The organism is Pseudomonas sp. BRM28 (genome assembly GCF_002939405.1).
Taxonomy (GTDB): Bacteria; Pseudomonadota; Gammaproteobacteria; order Pseudomonadales; family Pseudomonadaceae; genus Aquipseudomonas; species Aquipseudomonas palmensis.
The window spans coordinates 792,445-815,104 of the sequence record NZ_PEFV01000001.1; the positions used below are offsets into that span (position 1 = coordinate 792,445).

Genomic DNA, 22,660 nt, shown 5'->3' on the forward strand with positions numbered 1-22,660 from the left:
GGCTCTCTCAGGCAGATGCGAACAGGGCGTTGAAGGCGCGGGCGCGGCGAGTGACCTCGGCCGTGCTGTCGGCGCCGAACAGGCCGTGAATCACCGCCAGCAGGTCGGCGCCATGGGCGACCAGCGGTGCGGCGTTGTCCAGGGTGATGCCGCCGATCACGGCAATCGGCAATTTGATGCGGCCACGGGCGTCGTCCAGCAGTTGCACGTTGCAGGCCGGGGCGCCGGGTTTGGTGACCGAGTTGAAGAAGCGGCCGAAGGCGACATAGTCGGCGCCTTCGCGGGCCGCCTGCTCGGCCAGGTTGAGCTGGGCGTGACAGGTGGCGCCGATGATCGCGCTGCGCCCCAGCAGGGTGCGCGCCGGGGTCAGCGGGCCGTCGGTCTGGCCCAGGTGCACGCCGACGTCCAGGCGCGCGGCCAGCTCGGCATCGTCATTGATGATCAGGCGGGTGTTGTAGCGCTCGCACAGGGCCTTGAGCGCTTCGGCCTCGCCCAGGCGACGTGCGTGGTCCTGGCTCTTGTCGCGGTATTGCAGCAGGGTCACGCCACCTTCGAGGGCCGCTTCGACGTAGGCAAGAAAGCGGCCAGCCAACAGTTGGCTGTCGGTGATGGCATACAAACCACGTAACTTCATCGTGCAGGCCTCGGGGCGGTCGGTCAGGAACAGAAATCCAGGGGCAGGCGGCGTGGCACGTACTGGCCCTGGCCGAGTTTTTCGGCGTCACGCAGGGTGCGCCAGGTGTAGTCCAGCGCCGAGCGTACCGCGCTGTGCAACTGCTCGCCCAGGGCCAGGCGTCCGGCCAGGGCGCTGGCCAGGGTGCAGCCCGAGCCATGGTAGTCGCCCGGCAGGCGCTGGCAGGTCCAGGTGTGGTGCTCGCCGTCGCGGCTGTACAGGCGGTTGTGAATTTCGTGTTCGTCGCCGTGGCCGCCGGTGATCAGCAGGTGCTTGACGAATGGCAGCAGTTTTTCGGCGCATTCATCGGCACTGCCTTCGGGCAGTTCGGCCAGGATGCGGGCCTCGGGCAGGTTGGGCGTGGCAATGGTGGCCAGCGGCAGCAGGCGTTCGCGCATGGCGTAGCCGACCTCGTCCTTGCCCAGGCGACCACCGCCACCGGCGCGCAGCACCGGGTCGCACACCAGCGGCAGGTGCGGGTGGGCGCTGAGCAGTTCGACGATGGTGTCGACCATGGCCAGCGAGCCAAGCATGCCAAGCTTCACCGCCGCGACGGTCGAGTCGGTCAGCACGGCATTGGCCTGGGCCAGCACCCACTCGCGGTCGAGCACGCGGAAGTCACTGACATTGACGGTATTCTGCACGGTCAGGGCGGTGACGGCCGGGGCGGCGTGACAACCTTGAGCGATCAGGGCTTCGATATCTGCCTGCAAGCCGGCGCCGCCACTGGGGTCGTGGCCGGAGAGACAGAGGACAACGGGGCGGGAGCTGTAGGTATTCATGGTGCGCGAGCTTACCACCAAACGCTTTTGGCGGGTCTTCCAGGCAGGCGGTGTTTTTGATCGACAGGTCAGATTGCTTCTCTGATATAGGCTGAAAGCCGCGAGATAGAGCCTCTGAATTGAATTGAAACAACACCGCTGGAAGCGCCGGGAACCTATGCTAGAGTGCTCGCCAATCGATAACAGGTACTGTCGGATTTCGTCGCCTCAAACGGACAGGAGGCCAACGCGACGCGACTGCACATGCCACGCCGGGGCTGTATGCGTAATTTGCTGACTTTCTTGCTGTGCTGTTTGCCACTGTTGGCCAGCGCTGCCGATTTCGACGACACCACCCGGCAGTTGCCGCTGGGCCGCCTGATGCAGGTGTATGAAGACCCCGATGGCAGCGCCAGCATCGCCCAGGTGAGCTCGCCGGACTTCGCCAGCCGGTTCGAGCCGCACCAGGCCGACGTGCTCAACGCCGGCTATTCGACCTCGGTCTTCTGGATCAGGCTCGACCTGCGCTACACCGCCACGGCCCAGGCGGCGCCACGTCACTGGCTGCTGGAGCTGGCCTACCCGCCACTCGATTACCTGGAACTCTACCTGCCCGATGCCGCCGGGCACTACTACCTGGCGCAGCGCACCGGGGATGCCTTGCCCTACGCCAGCCGCCAGATCCGCCAGAACAACTACCTGTTCAATCTGCCGTTCGCCCCCGGCCAGGCGACCACTTTGTACCTGCGCCTGCACAGCGAGGGTTCGGTACAGGCGCCGCTGACGTTGTGGTCGAGCGATGCGTACCTGGAGGCGCAGCCCACGCGGCTGTATGTGCTGGGGCTGATCTACGGCGTGCTGCTGGGGATGCTGGTGTACAACCTGTTCATCTTCATCAGTGTGCGCGACAGGAGCTACCTCTACTACATCCTCTACATCGCCTCGTTCGGCCTGTACCAGGTCTCGGTCAATGGCGCCGGGGTGGCGTACTTCTGGCCGGACCACCCGTGGTGGGCCAACGCCGCCACCCCGTTGTTCATCGGCGCCGCGGGCCTGTTCGCTTGCCAGTTCGCGCGCAGTTTTCTGCAGATGGCCAGCCACAGCCGCGCCTTCGACCGCTTCCTGCAGGGGCTGATGGCCTGTTCGGTGCTGGTGATGGTGATGTCGCTGGCGCAGGACTACGGGATCGCCCTGCGCCTGGCTACCGCGCTGGCGCTGCTGTTCACGGTGAGCATCTTCGCCGCCGGGCTGTTTGCCTGGTGGCGCGGCATGCGCGTGGCACGCTACTTCATCATCGCCTGGTCGGCCTTTTTGCTCGGCGGGCTGGTCAACACCCTGATGGTGCTGGGCTACCTGCCCAATGTGTTCCTGACCATGTATGCCAGCCAGATCGGTTCGGCGCTGGAGGTGGGGCTGCTGTCGCTGGCCCTGGCCGACCGCATCAACAGCATGCGCGAAGAACAGGCGCGCACGCTGCGTGAGGCCGGGCTGACCCTGGAGCAGGCCAACCTGCAGCTGGCGCGCAGCAATCGCCTCAAGGACGAGTTCCTGGCCACCGTTACCCATGAGCTGCGCACCCCCATGAACGGTGTGATCGGCTCGCTGGAACTGATGCAGATGGCCACCAGCGAGCAGGAGCGTACCCCCTACCAGCACACCGCCAACGCTGCCGCGCAGAACATGATGCGCATGGTCGACGACATCCTGATTCTCACCGAGCTCAAGGCCGGTCGCCTGCAGGTGCAGACCGAGCTGTTCAGCGTGCATGGATTGCTTCACGAACTGCGCGTGCGCTTTCTGCCCAAGGCCCAGGAAAAGGGCCTGTTCTTCAACCTGGACCCGGGCATGGATCTGCCGGACGTGATCCACGGCGACCGGCGCAAGCTGGCCATGTGCCTGAGCTACCTGCTCGACAACGGGCTCAAGTTCACCCATCGCGGCGGCGTGCTGCTCAAGGTGCGGGCCACGCCCATGGGCGTCGATCAGGCGAGCCTGACCTTCAGTGTGCGCGACAGCGGTATCGGCTTTCACTGCCTGGACGAGGCAGCGCCCTACCAGCGTTTCTTCCAGGTCGATGGGTCGATGACCCGCGAGTACGGCGGCCTGGGCATTGGCCTGTCGATCTGTCGCAAGTTGGCGCTGTTGATCGACGCACAGCTGAGCCATCAGTCGAGCCCGGGCGAGGGCAGTTGCTTCGAACTGACCTTGACGGCCCGGGTGCCCAGCGGGTTTTCCGGGGCGCCCAGATCGGGGCAAATCGCGGCTGATTAGGCGTTTTTGTCACTTTGAGCCGGGGGCGGGGCGTGATTCACTGGGGTCACGTCCGGATCTGCCAGGAGCCCCCGATGAACCTGCACCAGTACGCCGAAACCCACGAAGTCACCAACCAGCCGCCCAGCCTCGACGGCGCCAATCTGTATCGCCTCGACCTGCCGCTGCAGCAATGGTCGCGCCATTACGGCGCAGGCTGGGCCGAGGCACGTATCGATGCCTACGGCGCGCTGGCCGGTGGGCCGCTGATGGCCGCAGGCTTTCTGGCCAACCAGAACAAGCCGCAGTTCAGCAGCCATGACCGTTATGGGCATCGGATCGATCTGGTGGAGTTTCACCCGGCCTACCATGAGCTGATGCGGACTGCCATCGAGCATGGCCTGCCCTCGCTGCCTTGGGCCGAGCCGCGTGCCGGCGCGCATGTGGCCCGTGCCTCGATGACCTACCTACACAGCCAGGCCGAAGCCGGTAGCGGCTGCCCGCTGACCATGACCTTTGCCGCGGTGCCGGCGCTCAGGCTGCAACCGGACCTGGCCGAGTACTGGGTACGCAAGGTGCTGGCCACCGCCTACGACCCGCGCAATGTCGGCGACCGGCACAAGGTGGGGGTTACGCTGGGCATGGCCATGACCGAGAAGCAGGGCGGTACCGATGTGCGTGCCAATACCACCCGGGCCTACCCGGTGGGCGCGCCGGGGCCGGGCCAGGCCTACGAGCTGGTGGGCCACAAGTGGTTCTGTTCGGCACCGATGTGCGACGCGTTCCTGACCCTGGCACAGACCGACAAGGGCCTGAGCTGCTTTTTGCTGCCGCGCCATCGCCCGGACGACACGCGCAACCAGTTCTATATCCAGCGCCTGAAGAACAAGCTGGGCAACTGTTCGAACGCGTCCAGCGAGGTGGAGTTTCGCGGCGCCCTGGCCTGGATGATCGGCGAGGAAGGCCGTGGCGTGCCGACCATCATCGAGATGGTGGCCATGACCCGTTTCGACTGCATGGTCGGCTCCAGCGCGCTGATGCGCCAGGCCCTGACCCAGGCCGCGCACCACTGCGCCCACCGCACGGTCGGGGGCCGGGTGCTGGCCGAGCAGCCATTGATGCAGAACGTGCTCGCCGACCTGGCCCTGGAAAGCGAGGCGGCGCTGGCCCTGAGCCTGCGCATGGGGCATGCGCTGGACCAGCCCGACGACCCGCACCAGGCGCGCTTTGCGCGGCTGATGACGGCGGTGGGCAAGTACTGGATCTGCAAGCGCGCGCCGGCCATGATCAACGAGGCCGCCGAATGCATGGGCGGCGCCGGTTACGTGGAAGAGAGCATCCTGCCCCGGCTGTACCGCGAGGCCCCGGTCAACTCGACCTGGGAAGGCTCGGGCAACGTGCAGTGCCTGGACGTGTTGCGTGCCCTGTCCAAGGAGCCCGGTGTACTGGACACGCTGTTTGCGGAGCTGGGCGATGGCCATGGCGACCCGCGTCTGGCCGCACACATCGGCAACCTCAAGGCGGCCTTCGCCGATACCGGCGACATCCAGTACCGCGCCCGCCAGCTCACCGAGGACATCGCCCTGGCGGTGCAGGCCAAGCTGTTGCTGGAGGCCGGCAATGCGGCGGTCAGTGACGCCTTCATCGGCAGCCGGCTGTCCGGCAGCGGCCGGGTCTACGGCACGTTGCCGCGCGGGGCGGACGTGGCGGCGCTGGTGCAGCGGGCCACACCGAACTGGCCGCTCTAACGTGCGTGCCTTTGCCGGCGGATATAGGCAAGATGGGCCCATGCATGTCAGACAGACAGGAAGTACATTGTGAGCCGTACCGATGAAACCTTCGTTGTCGTGGAAACCGCCGAGCAAGCCGTCGACCAGTTGGCCGCCTTGCACGAATCCGCCACCGCCGCACTGAGCCAGGCGCTCAAGCGCTACCTCAAGGACCGCACCGAGCCCAATGCGGCCGAGCGCGCACAGTTTCGTTACCCCGAACTGCGCCTGACCTACCAGTATCAGGGTGACGTACCGGTGATCACCCGGGCCTACGCCAAGGTTCAGTTGCCGGGCACCTACAGCATCACCGTGACCCAGCCGGCCGCGTTTCGCGGCTACCTGCTGGAGCAGCTCGGGCCCTTGATGCGCGACTTTACCGTGACGGTCGAAGTGGGGCTGAGCGAGCAGAACATTCCCTACCCCTATGTGGTCGAGCAGGGCGATGAACTGGCCGGCACCGGCATCACCGCTGCGGCGCTGGCGCGGGTGTTCCCCAGCACCGACCTGTCGGCGGCCACCGACGGCATCGCCGACGGGCTGTACGACTGGGCCAACGTCGACCCGCTGCCGCTGGCGCTGTTCGACGCGGCGCGGGTCGATTTCTCGCTGCGCCGGCTGGTGCATTACACCGGCAGCGACTGGCGGCATGTGCAGCCATGGATCCTGCTCACCAACTACCACCGCTATGTCGACCAGTTCATCACCCACGGCCTGGAGCAACTGCGCCAAGACCCGCGCTTCGTGCGCATGGTGCTGCCGGGCAACGTGGTGATCGAAAAGGCCATGGACAATGGCGAGGCACAGGCGCTGGTGGCCGGGGTGGTGTGGCACCGCTACCAGATGCCGGCGTATCACCTGATTGCTGCCGACGGCCATGGCATCACCCTGGTCAATATCGGCGTGGGCCCGTCCAACGCCAAGAACATCACCGACCATCTGGCGGTGCTGCGCCCGCACTGCTGGCTGATGATCGGCCACTGCGGCGGCCTGCGCCAATCCCAGACCATCGGCGACTACGTGCTGGCCCACGCCTACATGCGCCGCGACGGCATCCTGGACCGTGTGCTGCCGCCCAACATCCCGATCCCGGCCCTGGCCGAGGTGCAGTTGGCGTTGCAGGAAGCGGCGGCGCAGGTGACCGGCGAACGTGGCGACGAGCTGAAAAAGCGCCTGCGCACCGGCACCGTGCTGACCTACGACGACCGCAACTGGGAGCTGCGCTGGGCCCAGGAGCGCCCATTGATCAACCTGTCGCGGGCTGTGGCAGTGGACATGGAAAGCGGCACCATCGCCGCCCAGGGCTACCGCCTGCGCGTGCCCTACGGCACCTTGCTGTGCGTGTCCGACAAGCCGCTGCACAGCGAGATCAAGCTGCCGGGGGCGGCCAACGCCTTCTACAACCGGGCGGTCAGCCAGCACCTGAAGATAGGTATTGCGGCGCTCGACCTGCTACGCACCGAACTGAACTCGCTGCACTCGCGTAAACTGCGCAGTTTCGACGAGCCGCCGTTCCGCTGAGGCCCCATGCCGTTACCCCCCCGTTCCAAGCCGCGGCCTGCCGCGGCCAAACCCGCCGGCCCGCGTCGCCAGGCCAAGGCGCCGCCGGCCGCGCCGCGCCTGCTCCTGTTCAACAAGCCCTTCGACGTGCTGACCCAGTTCAGCGACGGCGAGGGCCGCGCCACCCTCAAGGACTTCATCGATGTACCGGGCGTATACCCGGCCGGGCGCCTGGATCGCGACAGCGAAGGGTTGTTGCTGCTGACCAATGACGGCCAGTTGCAGGCGCGCATTGCCGACCCCAGGCACAAGTTGCCCAAGACGTACTGGGTACAGGTGGAGGGCGAGCCGACCGAGGAGCAGCTGCAGCGCTTGCGCGAGGGTGTGCAACTGAATGACGGCATGACCTTGCCGGCCCAGGCGCGTCATCTGGAAGAGCCGCAACTGTGGCCGCGCAACCCGCCGGTACGCTTTCGCAAGAGCGTGCCGACCGCCTGGCTGGAGTTGGTGATCAAGGAAGGGCGCAACCGCCAGGTGCGACGCATGACCGCGGCGGTAGGCTTGCCGACCCTGCGCCTGGTGCGCGTGCGGATCGGCGACTGGAGCCTGGATGGGCTGGACCAGGGCTGCTGGCGCGAGGTGCCGGCGCGGCGCTAGACGCCTTCGATGAAGCCGATGACCACGCTCTTGATGACGAAGGCGAGAATGCCCAGGCCCAGCACGAAAAACAGGATGAAGGTGCCGAACTTGCCAGCCTTGGATTTTTTCGCCAGGTCCCAGACGATGAAACCCATGAAACCAATCAGAATGGTGACCAGGATGGTCATCATCCATTCTTCGAACAACGCAGGATCCATCGATCTTCTCCGCCAGGTTGAAGCGCGCGATTATACGCCCGGCCCGCAGCGCTGACTAACGCAGGTGCGTAAGGGGCAGCTCGGTGCTGGCCAGCACCTGGTTGAGCACGAAGCTCGAACGCACGCTGGTGACGCCTTCGATGCGGGTCAGGTGGCCGAGCAGCAGCTTCTGGTAGTGGTCCATGTCTGGCACCACTACCTTGAGCTGGTAGTCGGCATCCATGCCCGTGACCAGGCTGCACTCCAGCACCTGGGGCAGGCTGCGGATGGCGGCCTCGAAGGTTTCGAAGCGCTCGGGGGTGTGTCGGTCCATGCCGATCAGCACGTAGGCGGTGAGGCTCAGGCCCAGCTTCTTGCGGTCGAGCAGGGCGACCTGGCGCGAGATGTAGCCATCGTCCTCCAGTTGCTTTACCCGCCGCGAGCAGGGCGAGGGCGACAGGCCGATCCGTTCGGCCAGTTCCTGGTTGGAGATGCGCGCATCGCGCTGCAGTTCGGCAAGAATGCTCAGGTCGTATCGGTCGAGCTTGCTCATGAATGAAGCCTTTTCTGTTTCGATTGCTGCGGATTATCAATCCTTAGTTAAAAATTGCGCAAGTAATGTTTTGTTGAGCAATTTTAGCAATCCTCTGTCGCAGCGCTTGCCTATGATGGTCAACAGAATCACTGCCCGGACACATGTCCACAGCGGCGGCCCCAATCAGGGGCGCTGCGGCCAGCAACCCCACCGGGTTGTGCTCGGCCCCCGGGCTGCACACTGTTCACAAGACAGCGTGAGGTGAGCCGGCGTCACAAGCGCCGAGCACGGACGAAAATCTCGAAGGGTGGCCTCAGGGTCACCCTTTTTTAATGTCCGCAATTTCATCCGGCGCCTGCTGGCGCGTGGCAGGCGGCCTGATAGAGTAGGCCATGAATGCCAGCGGGAGAGAAACAGCATGAAGTCGCGCATCTGGCAGTTGGCAGGTGTTGGTCTGCTTTGCCTGAGCCTGGGCGTACAGGCCCAGGACGAGCGTCGCGGACCACAGCAGGACCCCAATGGCGGCGAGCGCCCGCCTGCGTCCTCGCCGCTCAACGCGCGCCCGGACGAGGTCCGCCAGACCCAGCCGCCACGCCAGGGGTACTATCAGGACGTGCCGCGGCGCAATGACGCCAATCAGCACTGGCAGGCCGGCGGGCCGGGGCAGCGTCCTGGCGAAGGGCACGGCAATGGCTGGGGCCCCGGGCCTCAGTATCGGCCGGGGCACACCATAGACCGCTTTCCGGAACCGTACCGGCGCGTGCCGTATCGTGGCAGTGACTACTACTATTCCGGTGGCTACTGGTATCGCCCGCAGGGGCCGCATTACGTGGTGGTGGCGCCGCCTTACGGGGTACGGGTGAACTACCTGCCCGACTATGCGCGGCAGGTGTGGGTGGGCAGTGCGCTGTTCTTTCTGGCTGCAGGCACCTATTACCAGTACCTGGACGACAGCCGCGACTATGTGGTGGTAAGCCCGCCGATGGCTGCGGCGCCGGCGCAACCGGGCAATGGCTATGACGTGATTGCCTACCCGGCCAACGGGCAGTCGCCACAGCAGGTCGATCAGGACCGCTACCAGTGTTACCGCTGGGCTGTGCAGCAGACCGGGTTCGACCCGGCATCGGCGACCTACGCGCCTGCGGCGCAGGTGGCGGACACCTATCGGCGGGCGCTGGGGGCGTGTTTGAGCGGGCGCGGTTACAGCGTCAACTGAAGCGCAAAAGCTTCGCCGGCAAGGCCGGCTCCTACACATACAGCGTGAATCCTGTAGGCGCCGGCCTTGCCGGCGAAGGGGGCTGCTGTGTCACTCCACCGGGTCGGCATGCACCAGCACTTCGGCCTTGGGGTACTCCCGGCGGATCGCCGCCGCTGCCGCATCGCACAGCACGTGGGCCTCGGTCAGCGTCAAGGTGCCCGGCAGCTCCAGGTCCACCTGAACGAACCAGTGGTTGCCCGACACCCGGGTGCGCAGGTCATGCGCGCCCTGCACGCCAGGCACCGCGCACACCAGTGTCATCATCTGCTCGCTCACCTCGCCGGGCAGCTCCTTGTCCATCAGGATCGCCGAGCTTTCACGGGCGATCTGCAAGGCACTCCATAGAATGTACAGCGCGATGCCCAGGCCAAAGTACGCATCCACCTGTGGCCAGCCGAACCGCGCCAGCACCAGCGCGACCAGGATGCTGGCATTGAGCAGCAGGTCGGAGCGGTAGTGCAGCGAGTCGGCGCGCACGGCGGTCGAGCCGGTGAGGCGCACCACCCTGGCCTGCACCATCAGCAAGGCGACGGTCAGCCCCAGCGACAGCAGCATCACGACAATGCCCACCGTGGCATCACCCAGCGGCGTGGGATTTTTCAGGCGTTCGACCGCCTGTACGCCGATCAGTACCGCACTCCCCCCGATGAACAGTGCCTGGGCCATGCCGGCCAGTGCCTCGGCCTTGCCGTGCCCGTAGCGATGATCGTCATCGGCCGGGCGCAGGGCATAGCGCACCGCCAGCAGGTTGAGGAACGAGGCCACGCCGTCGAGCATCGAGTCGGTCAGGCCGGCCAGCAGGCTGACCGAGCCGCTGAGCCACCAGGCCACCGCCTTGCTCACGATCAGGATGCTGGCGACCCCGAGCGAGGCATTGGTCGCCAGGCGCAGCAGGCGGGCGTGTTCGGCGCTGGTGTTCATCGGTCGTCCTTGTGCGGGCGGTCAGGCGGCGGGCTTGAGGCCGTACATCGCCAGTTGTTCAACGCTGCCCTTGTGCTGGATCAGGCGCGGGTCGTTCAGCGGCAGGCGCTGGCCCAGCTCGCTCTCCAGGATGGCCTGCAGGCGCACCTTGTCGACCTTGCCATCGGCAGCGATGGCCTTGTTCAGCGTGTGCGGGTCGACCTGGGCGGTCTTGCCGCCGGGCAGGTAGATGGCACCGGTGGCAAAGTCGACGCCGAAGGCGATCAGCCCGGGGATCACGTAGAACAGGATACCGATGGCATCCAGCGCCACGATCACCGGGTCGACCTTGCCTTCGATCTGGCCGCGACGGTCGGGGAAGAACAGGGTGCCGCAAGCCGTCAGCTGGGTCAGCAGGGCAGCAACCACGGCACCGCCGATAAGGCGTGAAGGAATACGCATGTGAATCTCCGCAAAGTAGGCCGCACCGCTACCGGCGAAATGCCGGAGGGTGCAGCTAAGACCATGATAAGGCAGGCTCGGTTCGCCGTTATACTCGGCCGATTGTTCGAGGGCTACCATGAATTCATTACCGATCGATGCCGTGCTGCCGGCCTTGCGCACCGCTTTACAGCAGCGCCACGAAGCCGTGCTCGAGGCACCGCCGGGCGCCGGCAAGACCACCCGCGTGCCACTGGCCCTGCTCGATGAGCCGTGGCTGGCCGGCCAGCGCATCCTGATGCTCGAACCGCGCCGGCTGGCTGCCCGCGCGGCAGCCGAACGGCTGGCCAGCGAACTGGGCGAGGCGGTGGGCGAAACCGTCGGTTACCGCATTCGCCTGGACAGCAAGGTCGGCCCGCGTACCCGCATCGAAGTGGTCACCGAAGGCATCCTCACCCGGCGCCTGCAGGACGACCCGGCGCTGGACGGGGTGGGCCTGTTGATCTTCGACGAATTTCACGAGCGCAGCCTGGATGCCGACCTGGCCCTGGCCCTGAGCCTCAACGGCCGCGAGCTGCTGCGTGATGAGCCGCCGCTGAAGATCCTGCTGATGTCCGCCACGCTGGAAGGGCAGCGCCTGTCCGCGTTGCTCGACGACGCCCCGGTAATCAGCAGCGAGGGGCGCATGTACCCGGTGCAGATGCGCTGGGGGCGGCCGTTCCAGCCCGGCGAGTTCGTCGAGCCGCGGGTGGTCGACACGGTGTTGCAGGCGCTGGCCGACGAGCCGGGCAGCCTGCTGGTGTTCCTGCCTGGCCAGGCCGAGATCCGCCGTGTGCACCAGGCCTTGCAGGAGGCCCTGGGTGAGCGACGCGAGATCCTGCTGTGCCCGCTGCACGGTGAACTCGATCTCGCGGCCCAGCGCGCCGCCATCGAGGCGCCGGCCGCGGGCCTGCGCAAGGTGGTGCTGGCGACCAACATCGCCGAAACCAGCCTGACCATCGACGGCGTGCGGGTGGTGATCGACGCCGGGCTGGCGCGGGTGCCGCGTTTTGACCCCGGCAGCGGCATGACCCGCCTCGATACCCAGCGCATCTCGCGCGCCAGCGCCACCCAGCGGGCCGGGCGCGCCGGACGCCTGGAACCGGGCGTGTGCTATCGGCTGTGGTCCGAGGCCCAGCATGACCAACTGGCTGCCTACGGCAGCGCCGAGATCCTGCAGGCCGACCTTGCCGGGCTGGCCCTGCAATTGACCCGCTGGGGCGTGGCCCCGGCGCAGCTGTGCTGGCTCGACCTGCCACCGGCGGCGGCCTATGCCCAGGCCCAGGGCCTGCTGGTGCGCCTGGGGGCGCTCAGGCCGGGGCAGTTGCTGGCGCTGACCGAGCATGGTCAGGCCATGGCCGAGTTGCCGGCACATCCGCGCATCGCACACCTGCTTTTGCGCGGCCAGGACCTTGGCCTGGCACAGATGGCCTGCGATGTGGCGGCACTGCTGGGCGAGCGCGACATTCTGCGCGGGGCGGGTGCCGACCTGCACAGCCGACTGGCCCTGCTCAGTGGCGAAACCCGTGCAGCCCGAGGAGGGCAGGGCGGGGTGCAGCGGGCGCGACAACTGTCCCGTCAGTACCGCAGCTACCTGCGCGGCAAGGCCGGCGCGGCCGTGGCCGACCCCGAACATTCCCGCTGGCTCGGTGCCCTGCTGGCGCTGGCCTATCCCGACCGGGTCGCTCAGCAGCGCCGTGCCGGCGGCGCCGAGTACCGGTTGGCCAACGGGCGTGCGGCGCTGTTCGGTGAGGCCGACGCGCTGATGAAGCAACCCTGGCTGGTGATCGCCGACCTCGGCAGCCGCCAGGGGCAGCGCGAAGAGCGCATCTACCTGGCGGCCGAATTTGACCCGGCGCTGTTCGACGACGTGCTCGCCGAGCAGGTGCGCCACGTGGATCAACTGGATTGGGACGAGCGTGAGAACGTGCTGCGTGCCGAGCGCCAGCGCAAGGTCGGCGAACTGGTGCTCAGCCGCGAGCCGCTGACCGGGCTGGGCGAGGATGCGCGTGCGCGGGCGCTGCTTGACCTGGTGCGGCGCAAGGGCCTGGAGCTGCTGCCCTGGACCCCGGAGCTGCGCCAGTGGCAGGCGCGGGTGGCACTGTTGCGCGGGCTGGATGTTGCGGCGGCAGGCCAGAGCGAATGGCCGGACCTGAGCGACGCGGCCTTGCTGTCCAGCCTTGAGCACTGGCTGCAACCCTTCCTGGGCAAGGTCACCCGGCTCAGTCATTTTGCCCAGCTCGACCTGTCGTCCATCCTGCGCAACCTGCTGCCCTGGCCGCTGCCGCAGCGCCTGGACGAATGGGCGCCGGTGCACATCGGCGTGCCCTCGGGTTCCAACATCCGCCTGGACTACAGCGAGACGCCGCCGATTCTGGCGGTGCGCTTGCAGGAACTGTTCGGCCTGGCCGAAACCCCGCGCATCGCCCAGGGCCGCCAGCAGGTGTTGCTGCACCTGCTGTCACCGGCACGGCGCCCGGTGCAGGTTACCCAGGACCTGGCCAATTTCTGGCACAGCACCTACGCCGAAGTGAAGAAGGACCTCAAGGGCCGCTACCCCAAGCACTACTGGCCGGACGACCCGCTGGTGGCCGAAGCCACCGCGCGGGCCAAACCGCGCAAGTAGCCGCTAGGGCGGCGTCGGCAACAGCAGGCGCGCGCTCAGCGGCAGGTGATCGGAAATCTGCAGGGTGTCCTGCTGCAGCACCCCGGCGCTCAGGCGCTGCAGCTTGTGGCTGTGGAACAGGTAGTCCAGGGTGCGGTCCGGGCCGTTCAGGCGCGGGTCGTTGGGGTAGTGGGTCAGCCAGGCGCTGCGCTCGGCACCACCGGCTTCGGCGTTGCTGGGGATCATCGGATACTTGTCCCACAGCAAGTGCAGGTCGCTGTCGGCGCCATAGTGCTGGCGCTGCTCGGGGGTGAGCCGGCGGTACTGGCCCAGCGGCAGCAGGTTGAAGTCGCCACCGATAAGCCACGGCGTGCCCTGGCTTTCCAGCTTGTCGAGCAGCGCGCCGAGCTGGCGCACCTGCTGGCGCTGGATATCGCTGCCGGGAACGAAGGGCGCCAGGTGCGTGTTGAGCACCGCCAGCGAGCCGCCATCACGCAGCGGCAGGTAGCTGGCCAGCACCGCCTGTTGCGGCTGCAGCAGGCGGCTCAGGGCGTTGTCGGGGGCCGAGGGCAGGGCCAGGCGTTCGGCCTGCTGGATGGGGTAGCGGCTCAGGGTCGCCAGGCCGCGGCCGACGCTGCCGAACACATGCCGGTCGGGCACGAAGTCCGCCTTCCAGTCGTAGGCCTGCACCGCACAGGGGTAGAGGTCGGCCAGGCGCTCGCGCAGCAGGGCCAGCTGGTCCTGGTAGGCGCTGGCCTTGGCGTTGGTGTCCAGTTCCTGCAACAGCACGATGTCGGGGTTGTCGGCGCGGATCACCCGCGCCACCTCGTCGAGGTTGAACGCCAGGTCCTGTTCGGTAGGGAGGGTGTCACTGCCCCGGCCTTCGTCATACCAGAACACGTAGCCCTTGCCGGCCAGGTACTGGATGTTCCAGCTCATGACCTTGAGCATCTGGCCCGGCACCAGCGGCGTGGCCGTGCCACGGCAGGCCACCGGCAGGGCCTCGCGCGGCTCGGGTTGCCAGCTCAGGTGACTGGCCAGCAGCCACAGCAGGGCAAGTATCAGCAGCAGGGTCAGCAGGGCATTGCGCAGTAGTCGGATCATCGGCTCGGCTTGGCGTCGCAGGTGAACCCGCAGCATACCCGAGCCGTTCGTCGCCTGCTTGGTTCAGCTCGGGTCGCGGGCCAGCGGCGGCTCGGTGACCAGCATGAACATGCGAAAGCTCACCAGGGTGCTGAACAGGGTGAGGAAGCCGTTGAAGCTGCCCACCAGCAGTTCCAGCCACAGCTCGGGCTCTTCGCCGATCAGGCTGCGGGTCAGCGCATCGATCAGCCATAACGGGATCATGGCCACGATCATGCACACCAGGATCTGCCAGAAGTGGCCCTTGCACAGCTCGAAGCTCTGACGCATGGCCGGCAGCGGTTGCAGGCCGCGCAGCACAAGCAGGTACTCGGCGAACACCAGGTTGACCATCACCCAGATGCCCGGAAGGATGAACAGCGCGCAGCCGGCCACGATCAGCAGCAGGCAGACGATCATCAGCAGCGCGAACGAGGGCCACAGGCGCAGCGACATGGCCAGCAGGTCGCGCTTGCGCGGCTCTTCACCCTGGCTGCGGGCGTCCAGGTAGAGGATCAGTGCGCCGCTGTAGAGCGGGTAGAACACCAGGCCCAGCAGCATGCCGTAGGCCAGGGTACGGGTCTGGCTACCGAACTGTGCATAGATCGCCTGGGCCAGCAGCGTTTCGATGACGATCAGCGGCAGGCACAGCTTGGCGATGCTCAGCAGGTGGCGGCGGAAGAAATACAAGGAGTCTTGCAGAACGCTAAGCGGATTCATCAGTCGATATCGCAGTGACAGAGCAGGCCGCTACTTTAGCCCAGCGGTCGAACCTGAACAAAGTTTCATGCCGCGGGCCGATTGAATCGCCCATGCTGGAACCCCATCTAGTGCTCACCTGTAATCCCCCGGCTATCCAGTGAGGTCGCCCCATGAACCACGAAGAACAAACCTTGATCGACGGCCTGTTCGGCCGCCTCAAGCAAGCCGAGAGCGAAGGCGCACCGCGTGATGCCCAGGCCCAGGCGCGCATTGCCGAGCACCTGCAGCAACAGCCGTCGGCCCCTTACTACATGGCCCAGGCGATTCTGGTGCAGGAGGCCGCGCTCAAGCGCCTCGATGAACAGAACAGGCAATTGCAGGCCGATCTGAACCAGGCCCGCGCACAGGTGGCGGCCACTGCGCCGAGCAGCGGCGGCTTCCTGTCGAGCATCTTCGGCGGGGGGGCACGGCAACCCGAGCCGCAGCCGCAGCGCGCGGCCCAGCCGGCCCCGGCACCTGCCACCAGTGGTGGCGGCTGGCGTGAACCGGCCAGCGGCTTTGGCGGGCCCGGCGTGGCCCCTCAGCAGCAGGGTTTCAACGCCGCGCCCCAGGCCGCACCGGCCCGCGGCGGCGCCAGCAGCTTTCTGGGCGGTGCACTGCAGACCGCCGCCGGCGTGGCAGGCGGGGTGATGCTGGCGCAGGGCATCAGCAGCCTGTTCGGCCATCATTCGTCGCAGCCCCAGGAAGTCACCGAGATCATCAACGAAGCCCCGGCACCGGCCAGCGACAGCGGCTGGGGCGGCAACGACGAGCAGCGCCTGACCGCCGACAACGGTGGCTACGGCAATGATCAGGGCGGCTTCATGGACACCGACTACGGTGACGATGGCGGCGGCTTTTTTTCGGACGACGATTCCTTCGTCTGAGCCGCGCACATACCCGTACTGCCGTCAGGCTGGCATACTGGGCGCCGAAACGGCCCCGGTATGCGGGGCCGGCCCCTGGCGTGACGAGGAAGTGCGGTGAAGAAGATTGCGGTGTTCGCCGATGTCCAGAACCTCTACTACACCGTGCGCCAGGCCTATGGTTGTCATTTCAACTACGCCGCCTTCTGGGCGCACGTCAGCCAGGACGGCGAGATCGTCGAGGCGGTGGCCTATGCCATCGACCGCGGCGACAGCAAGCAGCAGCAGTTTCAGCAGATCCTGCGCAACCTCGGTTTCACGGTCAAACTCAAACCCTATATCCAGCGCAGCGACGGCTCGGCCAAGGGCGACTGGGACGTGGGCATCACCCTGGACGTGATCGACGCCGCCTCGCGGGTCGACGAAGTGGTGCTGGCCTCCGGCGATGGCGATTTCGACCTGCTGCTGGAACGGGTGATCAACCGTCATGGCGCCGAAGCGGTGGCCTATGGCGTACCGGGGCTCACCGCCAACTCGCTGATTCGCGCCGCCACCCGCTATGTGCCCATCGAAGGCGCACTCCTGCTCAAGCACTGAGAGCTACCCGAGGTTTTTGTGGAACGTATTGCGGTCATCGACTTTGAAACCACCGGCATCTCGCCGGGTGCCTACTGCCGCGCCACCGAAGTGGCGGTGGTGATGCTCGAACGCGGGCGCATCGTCGATCGCTACCAGAGCCTGATGAATGCCGGCGTGCCGGTACCGGCCTTTGTCGCCGGGCTGACCGGCATCACTACCGCCATGCTGCGCAGTGCGCCGGCCAATGCGCAGGTGATGAACGAGGTGGCCGAGTTCGTCGGCAGCACGCCCTTGCTGGCGCACAACGCCTCGTTCGACCAGAAGTTCTGGGACTACGAACTGAGCCTGATCGGACGCTCGCGGGTGCAGTCGTTCGCCTGTTCGATGCTGCTCTCGCGGCGCCTGCTGCCGGCTGCGCCGAACCACAAGCTCGGCACCCTGACGCGCTGGGCCGGGCTGCCCGACACCGGCACCGCTCACCGGGCCATGGCCGATGCCGAGATGGCCGCCAACCTGGCCCAGCACCTGGCCGGCGAACTGCGCCAGCGCCACGGTATCAGCGAGGTGTCGCACCCGCTGTTCTGCAGCCTGCAGAAGGTCCCGGCAGCCAAGGTTGCCGAAACCCTCAAGCGCTACCGCTAGGCTTTCTTGCCGTTGCTGTCGAGCTGGCCGAGCGGCACCCGTCGCTCTACCGCGCTGGACAGGATGATCGAGGTCTTGCTGAACCCGAACTGCGCCACGTGGTTGATCAGCTCTTCGAGTTCCGGCATCGAGCCGACCGCCGCCTGCATGATCACGCACGGATCGCCGGTGACCCGGTGGCACTCGGTGATCTGCGGGATACGCGCCAGGTCCTCATAGGTCTGCTGGTTGCCGTGGCTGGCCAGGCGCAGCTCGATCACGCACTGGATCGGCAAGCCGATCCGGCTCATGTCGACCTTGGCCTGGTAGCCGGTGATGACCCCGCTGGCCTCGAGCTTGGCCACCCGCTCGGCCACCGCCGGGGCCGACAGGTTGACCTTGCGCGCCAGTTCGGCGAAGGAGGCGCGGCCGTTGTCGAGCAAGGCGGCGAGGAGCATGCGATCGTACTTGTCCATGGGGCGTGGGTACCAGGTGTTGAAACGATGGCGAATCGGGCAAACATCCGTTTTTTCGAAAGTCTGGTGGCCGTATAAACAGGGTTTGTAACTTAAAAATACCCGTTTGGCTTTCTAAACTACAGCTCCCAAACCCTGATTTCGAGCCTCCCATGCCTGCCTCCCGTCGCTTTCCGCTGGTGCTGATCGGTGCCTTCCTGGCCTTGTACCTGGTGTGGGGGTCGACCTATCTGGTGATCCGCATCGGTATCGAGTCGTGGCCACCGCTGCTGATGGCCGGGGTGCGCTTTCTGATTGCCGGCAGCCTGCTGTATGGCTTTCTGCGCTGGCGCGGGGTGCCGGCGCCCAGCTGGGCGCAATGGAAGGCCGCCGGGGCCATCGGCATATTGCTGCTCAGTTGCGGCAACGGCGGCGTGACCCTGGCCGAACATGCGGGCGTGGCGTCCGGGGTCGCAGCCCTGGCGGTGGCGACCGTGCCGCTGTTCACCCTGGTGTTCGGGCGATTTTTCGGGCACCGCAACACGCGTCTGGAATGGGCCGGTATCGGCCTTGGCCTGGCCGGCATCGGCCTGCTCGACCTGGGCTCCAACCTGCAGGCCAGCCCGCTGGGCGCGGCGCTGATCCTGTTTGCTGCAGCGTCCTGGGCCTTCGGTTCGGTGTGGAGCAAGAGCCTGCCGCTGCCGGCCGGGCCGATGGCCAGTGCCGCCGAAATGCTGGTGGGCGGCGCGGCGCTGCTGCTGGGCAGCGCGCTCAGCGGTGAACGCATGACCCAGATGCCGACCGCTGCCGGCTGGGGGGCGTTGCTCTACCTGGTGTTCTTCGGTTCGATCCTGGCCTTCAGTGCCTACATGTACCTGCTCAAGCATGTGCGCCCGGCGGCGGCCACCAGCTATGCCTACGTCAACCCGGCGGTGGCGGTGCTGCTGGGCATCCTGTTCGCTGGCGAGCAGATCGGCGTGGAGGAGTGCGTGGCGATGGCGGTGATCATCGGCGCGGTGGTGTTGATCGGCGTTCCGCAATGGCGCAAGGTGCCGGCCAGCGTGGCCACCCCGGCTGACGCCTTGAGGGGTGAGTTGTCCAAGTGAAGCGTCGTATTGCCATGGCAGGCTTGTTGGTTGGGATGCTGTCCGGTTGTGATGAACAGGAAGTCGGCCTGGAGTTTCAGGTATCGGTTATCGACAATTACGCCCACGGCCATGCAGACCGGTATTACGCCGAAGCGGTCCGTAACCTGCTGGCCGAACAGCAGATCGACCTGGCCCGAGTGGAAATGTGGGCCGATGACGAGACCCCTTGGGTGGTGAACCTGCGCATGCCAGGCGACGTATTGACCCCGGCGCGGCGTGAGGCTCTGCAGGCAACGGTCGACGCCGTGCTGGCTGCGCGCCAGGCAGTCACCGGCAACGTCACCCTGACCCTCGCGGATCAACCTGACCAGCCGATCGCGTTGCGGTTGGCCTTCCCCAACGATGTCGCGATCAAGAGCCATCCTACGCTCAGCGAAGCGATGCGCTCGCTGATCGAGAACACGGCGCGTGGCGAGGTCGATTGCCGGGTCCCGGTGAGGCTCAGGGCCAACCTGCCCTTCGAGGTGCTCGACTACAGTCAGGGCGTGATGACGCTGCGCACCCCGGACCAGAAGCTCAGGCGCACGCCGGTGCGCCTGGAGTTCGCTGATGGCGGGTTGCGTAGTCAGGTAGCGCGCGGCCAGGTAGCCGTCAGCTTCAGCCGCGAGAAGGACCGCGACCACATGATTTTCGAACTGGGGTCGCTGGGCATGCACAGCTGGACGCCGATGTCGGCGCGCGATTCGAGTCTGAACGAGATCTACGGCCTGTGCCGTTCGCGCGCCAGCCAGCTGGGCAGGCCGCTGTCGCTGTTTGTCGGCAATGGCCTGGATCGCCTGACGTACGTGTACCTGCCGCCTGTGGATTGAAGCTCGGTGAACCCGCGCGAACAGGGTAAACTTGCGCCATTGCTGAATTCCCCAGACGGTATTGCCATGACATTCGCCAAACTTGGCCTGATTGAACCCTTGCTGCGCGCGCTCGAGCACCTCAAGTACACCACCCCGACACCGGTGCAGGCGGCGGCCATCCCGGCCGTGCTGGCCGGCCGCGACCTGATGGCGGCGGCGCAGACCGGCACCGGCAAGACTGCCGGCTTCGCCCTGCCACTGCTGCAGCGCCTGGTGATGGAAGGCGAGAAGGTCGCCAGCAACTCGGTACGTGCGCTGGTGCTGGTGCCGACCCGCGAGCTGGCCGAACAGGTGCACGCCAATATCGTCGAGTACGCCGAACACCTGCCGCTGCGCACCTACGCGGTGTACGGCGGGGTGAGCATCAACCCGCAGATGATGAAACTGCGCAAGGGCATCGACCTGCTGGTGGCCACGCCCGGGCGCCTGCTCGACCTGTTCCGCCAGAACGCGGTCAAGTTCAACCAGTTGCAGGCGCTGGTGCTCGACGAGGCCGACCGCATGCTCGACCTGGGCTTTGCCGAAGAGCTGCGCTCGATCTACGCGGCGTTGCCGGTCAAGCGCCAGACGCTGCTGTTTTCCGCAACCTTCTCCGACGAGATCCGCCTGATGGCCGGGCAGATGCTCGATGACCCGCTCAGCGTCGAGGTCAGCCCGCGCAACGTGGCGGCCAGCAGCGTCAAGCAGTGGGTCGTGCCTGTGGACAAGAAGCGCAAGCCCGAGCTGTTCATGCACCTGCTGCGCAAGCAGCGCTGGAAGCAGGTGCTGGTGTTCGCCAAGACCCGCAACGGTGTGGATGCGCTGGTGGAGCGCCTGCAGGCGCAGGGCGTGAACGCCGACGGCATCCATGGCGATCGCCCGCAGGCCACGCGCCAGCGTGCGCTGGACAGCTTCAAGGCGCGCGAGATCCAGATCCTGGTGGCCACCGATGTGGCGGCGCGCGGGCTGGATATCGACGACTTGCCGCTGGTGGTCAACTTCGATTTGCCGATCGTGGCCGAGGACTACATTCACCGTATCGGGCGTACCGGGCGTGCGGGCAATACCGGCGAAGCCATTTCGCTGGTGTGTGCCGACGAGGTGAACATGCTGTCGGCCATCGAGATGCTCACGCGCAAGACCTTGCCGCGCCATGAAGAGCCGGATTTCGTGCCGGAGCACCGGGTGCCGGAAACCGACGCCAGCGGGCAGGTGGTGAAGAAGCCGAAGAAACCGAAGAAGCCCAAGCAGGGCAGCGGCAAGGGCAGCCTGGGGCGCTGGACCGACAGCGGGGATACCCCCGCAGCCGCGCCGCAGGTCAAGCCGGTGCGCAAGGTGCCGACGTTCAATACCGGGCCGCGCAAGCGCAAGCCTTGATTGGGCACGGGCTGCGCTGCAGCCCTTTCGCCGGCAAGGCCGGCTCCTACAAGGGCTGTGCGTACCCTATAGGCGCCGGCCTCACCGGCGCAGCCACTCCAGCACCCCCAACCCCGCCCTTCGCCCACTGGCAAAGCACGCCGTCAGCAGGTAGCCGCCGGTCGGTGCCTCCCAGTCGAGCATCTCGCCCGCACAGAACACCCCCGGCAACCGGGTCAGCATCAGGTGCCGATCCATCGCCTCGAACTTCACGCCGCCGGCGCTGCTGATCGCCTCGTCCAGCGGGCGCGGTCGTACCAGCGTGATCGGCAACGCCTTGAGCGCTGCCGCCAGGCGCGCCGGGTCGGCAAACACCTCGGGCCCGGTCAGCTCGCGCAGCAGCGCCGCCTTCACCCCGTCCAGGCCCAGCTGACCGTGCAGGTGCCTGGCCATCGAGCGCGAACCACGGGGTTTGCGCAGCGCCGCCTCGATCTTGTCCACAGGCCGGTTCGGCAGCAGGTCGAGCAGCACCGTCGCGCTACCTTCGCGGTTGATCGCTTCACGAATCTGCGCCGACCAGGCATACACCAGGCTGCCCTCGACGCCGCCCTCGGTCAGCACGAACTCGCCCAGGCGCGGCGCCTGGCCGGCCAGGCTCAGGGCGATGTTCTTCAGCGGTGCACCGGCGAACCTGCCCTTGAGCACGTCGCTCCAACCCGTTACCTCGAAGCCGCTGTTGGCTGCCTGCAGCGGCGAGATATCCACACCCCGCGCCTGCAGCCAGGGCAGCCAGGCAGCGTCCGAGCCCAGCCGCGCCCAGCTGCCGCCGCCCAGCGCCAGCACCACGGCATCGGCCTGCACACTCACCTCGCCCTGTGGACAAGTGATCCGCAGGGCGCCGTCGGCTTCCCAGCCGTGCCAGCGATGCCGGGTGTGGATAACCACCCCGGCATCGCGCAGGCGCTTGAGCCAGGCGCGCAGCAGCGGGGCGGCCTTCATGTCGCGCGGAAACACCCGGCCGGATGTCCCGACGAAAGTGTCGATGCCCAGGCCGTGTATCCATGCCCGCAGTGCGTCGGCATCGAAGCCGTCGAGCAGGCGCGCGATGTCGTGTTCGCGTTCTGCATAGCGCGAGATGAACGCGGGGTAGGCTTCGGAATGGGTGATGTTCATGCCGCCCACGCCCGCCAGCAGGAACTTGCGCCCCACCGAGGGCATGGCGTCGTACAGGTCTACCCGCACACCAGCCTGGCTGAGGACTTCGGCGGCCATCAGCCCGGCCGGCCCGCCTCCGATAACGGCAACGTGGGGGGCGGTGGTTGGGGGGGTATCGGTCATGGGCGGCTGCAGGCTGGGGATAAAAGAGCGGGCATTC

At 66.7% G+C, this 22,660-nt stretch carries 22 protein-coding genes; 12 read left to right on the forward strand and 10 right to left on the reverse strand.

All coding sequences use genetic code 11. The annotated features are described in order from the left end of the window. Window positions 1–7: 7 nt before the first annotated feature. Together thiE and CR917_RS03785 are read right to left on the reverse strand one after the other, a co-directional pair. Window positions 8–634 (reverse strand): thiamine phosphate synthase, encoded by a 627-nt coding sequence (thiE, locus tag CR917_RS03780; RefSeq protein ID WP_104571899.1) that lies wholly within the window; start codon window positions 632–634, stop codon window positions 8–10. Between the two features lie 23 nt (window positions 635–657). Further along, on the reverse strand, window positions 658–1,455 hold the full coding sequence (locus tag CR917_RS03785) for a hydroxymethylpyrimidine/phosphomethylpyrimidine kinase (RefSeq protein ID WP_054916370.1): 798 nt from the start codon (window positions 1,453–1,455) through the stop codon (window positions 658–660). A gap of 261 nt (window positions 1,456–1,716) precedes the next feature. On the opposite strand from CR917_RS03785, the gene CR917_RS03790 reads away from it, so the two are divergent. The 4 genes from CR917_RS03790 to CR917_RS03805 all read left to right on the forward strand — a co-directional run bounded on the left by CR917_RS03790 (window position 1,717) and on the right by CR917_RS03805 (window position 7,610). Next, window positions 1,717–3,705: a sensor histidine kinase gene (locus tag CR917_RS03790; protein ID WP_104573138.1), complete on the forward strand. Its 1,989-nt coding sequence runs from the start codon at window positions 1,717–1,719 to the stop codon at window positions 3,703–3,705. Between the two features lie 74 nt (window positions 3,706–3,779). Further along, window positions 3,780–5,432, forward strand: coding sequence for an acyl-CoA dehydrogenase family protein (locus CR917_RS03795; protein WP_104571900.1), 1,653 nt, complete (start codon window positions 3,780–3,782; stop codon window positions 5,430–5,432). A 69-nt stretch (window positions 5,433–5,501) separates the two neighbouring features. Beyond that, window positions 5,502–6,974, forward strand: a complete 1,473-nt coding sequence (amn, locus tag CR917_RS03800; protein ID WP_043863881.1) for an AMP nucleosidase — start codon at window positions 5,502–5,504, stop codon at window positions 6,972–6,974. 6 nt (window positions 6,975–6,980) lie between these two features. After that, complete coding sequence (locus CR917_RS03805; RefSeq protein ID WP_043863880.1) at window positions 6,981–7,610, forward strand: pseudouridine synthase; 630 nt, start codon at window positions 6,981–6,983, stop codon at window positions 7,608–7,610. On the opposite strand, the gene CR917_RS03810 is transcribed toward CR917_RS03805, so the two are convergent. Beyond that, window positions 7,607–7,810 carry a DUF2788 domain-containing protein gene (locus CR917_RS03810; protein WP_043863879.1) on the reverse strand — a complete coding sequence of 68 codons (204 nt, stop codon included), beginning with the start codon at window positions 7,808–7,810 and terminating at the stop codon, window positions 7,607–7,609. The genes CR917_RS03805 and CR917_RS03810 overlap by 4 nt on opposite strands. Before the next feature lie 55 nt (window positions 7,811–7,865). Beyond that, window positions 7,866–8,342, reverse strand: a complete 477-nt coding sequence (locus tag CR917_RS03815) for an Lrp/AsnC family transcriptional regulator (protein WP_043863878.1) — start codon at window positions 8,340–8,342, stop codon at window positions 7,866–7,868. Between the two features lie 400 nt (window positions 8,343–8,742). Here CR917_RS03815 and CR917_RS03820 point away from each other — a divergent pair, with 400 nt between their 5' ends. Continuing rightward, window positions 8,743–9,540, forward strand: a complete 798-nt coding sequence (locus CR917_RS03820; RefSeq protein ID WP_104571901.1) for a DUF6515 family protein — start codon at window positions 8,743–8,745, stop codon at window positions 9,538–9,540. A gap of 90 nt (window positions 9,541–9,630) precedes the next feature. On the opposite strand, the gene CR917_RS03825 is transcribed toward CR917_RS03820, so the two are convergent. Beyond that, window positions 9,631–10,503 (reverse strand): cation diffusion facilitator family transporter, encoded by an 873-nt coding sequence (locus CR917_RS03825; RefSeq protein ID WP_104571902.1) that lies wholly within the window; start codon window positions 10,501–10,503, stop codon window positions 9,631–9,633. A gap of 21 nt (window positions 10,504–10,524) precedes the next feature. After that, the gene (locus tag CR917_RS03830; RefSeq protein ID WP_043863875.1) at window positions 10,525–10,944 is read right to left on the reverse strand and encodes a hypothetical protein; all 420 of its coding nucleotides are present in this window, start codon (window positions 10,942–10,944) and stop codon (window positions 10,525–10,527) included. Window positions 10,945–11,062: 118 nt separating this feature from the next. Between CR917_RS03830 and hrpB the strand changes: the two genes are divergently transcribed. Then, window positions 11,063–13,588, forward strand: a complete 2,526-nt coding sequence (gene hrpB, locus CR917_RS03835; protein ID WP_104571903.1) for an ATP-dependent helicase HrpB — start codon at window positions 11,063–11,065, stop codon at window positions 13,586–13,588. A gap of 3 nt (window positions 13,589–13,591) precedes the next feature. Here the strand turns inward: hrpB and CR917_RS03840 are convergent, their stop codons facing one another. Together CR917_RS03840 and CR917_RS03845 are read right to left on the reverse strand one after the other, a co-directional pair. Next, on the reverse strand, window positions 13,592–14,671 hold the full coding sequence (locus tag CR917_RS03840) for an endonuclease/exonuclease/phosphatase family protein (RefSeq protein ID WP_104573139.1): 1,080 nt from the start codon (window positions 14,669–14,671) through the stop codon (window positions 13,592–13,594). A 63-nt stretch (window positions 14,672–14,734) separates the two neighbouring features. Continuing rightward, window positions 14,735–15,409 (reverse strand): hypothetical protein, encoded by a 675-nt coding sequence (locus CR917_RS03845; protein ID WP_043863873.1) that lies wholly within the window; start codon window positions 15,407–15,409, stop codon window positions 14,735–14,737. A 152-nt stretch (window positions 15,410–15,561) separates the two neighbouring features. Between CR917_RS03845 and CR917_RS03850 the strand changes: the two genes are divergently transcribed. From CR917_RS03850 to CR917_RS03860, 3 genes are all read left to right on the forward strand, one after another. Then, complete coding sequence (locus tag CR917_RS03850; protein WP_054916353.1) at window positions 15,562–16,317, forward strand: DUF2076 domain-containing protein; 756 nt, start codon at window positions 15,562–15,564, stop codon at window positions 16,315–16,317. A 96-nt stretch (window positions 16,318–16,413) separates the two neighbouring features. Next, the gene (locus CR917_RS03855; protein WP_043863871.1) at window positions 16,414–16,893 is read left to right on the forward strand and encodes an NYN domain-containing protein; all 480 of its coding nucleotides are present in this window, start codon (window positions 16,414–16,416) and stop codon (window positions 16,891–16,893) included. A gap of 18 nt (window positions 16,894–16,911) precedes the next feature. Next, on the forward strand, window positions 16,912–17,517 hold the full coding sequence (locus CR917_RS03860) for a PolC-type DNA polymerase III (protein WP_043863870.1): 606 nt from the start codon (window positions 16,912–16,914) through the stop codon (window positions 17,515–17,517). On the opposite strand, the gene CR917_RS03865 is transcribed toward CR917_RS03860, so the two are convergent. Then, on the reverse strand, window positions 17,514–17,972 hold the full coding sequence (locus tag CR917_RS03865; protein ID WP_043863869.1) for an Lrp/AsnC family transcriptional regulator: 459 nt from the start codon (window positions 17,970–17,972) through the stop codon (window positions 17,514–17,516). The two genes, CR917_RS03860 and CR917_RS03865, sit on opposite strands and share 4 nt — an antisense overlap. A 152-nt stretch (window positions 17,973–18,124) precedes the next feature. On the opposite strand from CR917_RS03865, the gene yedA reads away from it, so the two are divergent. The 3 genes from yedA (at window position 18,125) to CR917_RS03880 (ending at window position 21,306) form a co-directional block, all read left to right on the forward strand. Next, window positions 18,125–19,057 carry a drug/metabolite exporter YedA gene (gene yedA / locus CR917_RS03870; RefSeq protein ID WP_104571904.1) on the forward strand — a complete coding sequence of 311 codons (933 nt, stop codon included), beginning with the start codon at window positions 18,125–18,127 and terminating at the stop codon, window positions 19,055–19,057. Continuing rightward, window positions 19,054–19,908 carry a hypothetical protein gene (locus tag CR917_RS03875; RefSeq protein ID WP_146094979.1) on the forward strand — a complete coding sequence of 285 codons (855 nt, stop codon included), beginning with the start codon at window positions 19,054–19,056 and terminating at the stop codon, window positions 19,906–19,908. The genes yedA and CR917_RS03875 overlap by 4 nt, the downstream gene beginning before the upstream one ends. Window positions 19,909–19,974: 66 nt before the next feature. Further along, the gene (locus tag CR917_RS03880; RefSeq protein WP_054916356.1) at window positions 19,975–21,306 is read left to right on the forward strand and encodes a DEAD/DEAH box helicase; all 1,332 of its coding nucleotides are present in this window, start codon (window positions 19,975–19,977) and stop codon (window positions 21,304–21,306) included. Window positions 21,307–21,387: 81 nt separating this feature from the next. On the opposite strand, the gene CR917_RS03885 is transcribed toward CR917_RS03880, so the two are convergent. Next, entirely contained in the window at window positions 21,388–22,623 is a 1,236-nt protein-coding gene (locus CR917_RS03885; protein ID WP_104571906.1) for a TIGR03862 family flavoprotein, read from the reverse strand. Between the last annotated feature and the right edge of the window lie 37 nt (window positions 22,624–22,660).

Bases quoted from the DNA above. Each gene is read 5' to 3' on its own strand.
- thiE (WP_104571899.1), bottom strand. From the start codon at position 634: ATGAAGTTACGTGGTTTGTATGCCATCACCGACAGCCAACTGTTGGCT.
- CR917_RS03785 (WP_054916370.1), bottom strand. From the start codon at position 1,455: ATGAATACCTACAGCTCCCGCCCCGTTGTCCTCTGTCTCTCCGGCCAC.
- CR917_RS03790 (WP_104573138.1), top strand. From the start codon at position 1,717: ATGCGTAATTTGCTGACTTTCTTGCTGTGCTGTTTGCCACTGTTGGCC.
- CR917_RS03795 (WP_104571900.1), top strand. From the start codon at position 3,780: ATGAACCTGCACCAGTACGCCGAAACCCACGAAGTCACCAACCAGCCG.
- CR917_RS03805 (WP_043863880.1), top strand. From the start codon at position 6,981: ATGCCGTTACCCCCCCGTTCCAAGCCGCGGCCTGCCGCGGCCAAACCC.
- CR917_RS03810 (WP_043863879.1), bottom strand. From the start codon at position 7,810: ATGGATCCTGCGTTGTTCGAAGAATGGATGATGACCATCCTGGTCACC.
- CR917_RS03815 (WP_043863878.1), bottom strand. From the start codon at position 8,342: ATGAGCAAGCTCGACCGATACGACCTGAGCATTCTTGCCGAACTGCAG.
- CR917_RS03820 (WP_104571901.1), top strand. From the start codon at position 8,743: ATGAAGTCGCGCATCTGGCAGTTGGCAGGTGTTGGTCTGCTTTGCCTG.
- CR917_RS03825 (WP_104571902.1), bottom strand. From the start codon at position 10,503: ATGAACACCAGCGCCGAACACGCCCGCCTGCTGCGCCTGGCGACCAAT.
- CR917_RS03830 (WP_043863875.1), bottom strand. From the start codon at position 10,944: ATGCGTATTCCTTCACGCCTTATCGGCGGTGCCGTGGTTGCTGCCCTG.
- hrpB (WP_104571903.1), top strand. From the start codon at position 11,063: ATGAATTCATTACCGATCGATGCCGTGCTGCCGGCCTTGCGCACCGCT.
- CR917_RS03840 (WP_104573139.1), bottom strand. From the start codon at position 14,671: ATGATCCGACTACTGCGCAATGCCCTGCTGACCCTGCTGCTGATACTT.
- CR917_RS03845 (WP_043863873.1), bottom strand. From the start codon at position 15,409: ATGAATCCGCTTAGCGTTCTGCAAGACTCCTTGTATTTCTTCCGCCGC.
- CR917_RS03850 (WP_054916353.1), top strand. From the start codon at position 15,562: ATGAACCACGAAGAACAAACCTTGATCGACGGCCTGTTCGGCCGCCTC.
- CR917_RS03865 (WP_043863869.1), bottom strand. From the start codon at position 17,972: ATGGACAAGTACGATCGCATGCTCCTCGCCGCCTTGCTCGACAACGGC.
- yedA (WP_104571904.1), top strand. From the start codon at position 18,125: ATGCCTGCCTCCCGTCGCTTTCCGCTGGTGCTGATCGGTGCCTTCCTG.
- CR917_RS03880 (WP_054916356.1), top strand. From the start codon at position 19,975: ATGACATTCGCCAAACTTGGCCTGATTGAACCCTTGCTGCGCGCGCTC.
- CR917_RS03885 (WP_104571906.1), bottom strand. From the start codon at position 22,623: ATGACCGATACCCCCCCAACCACCGCCCCCCACGTTGCCGTTATCGGA.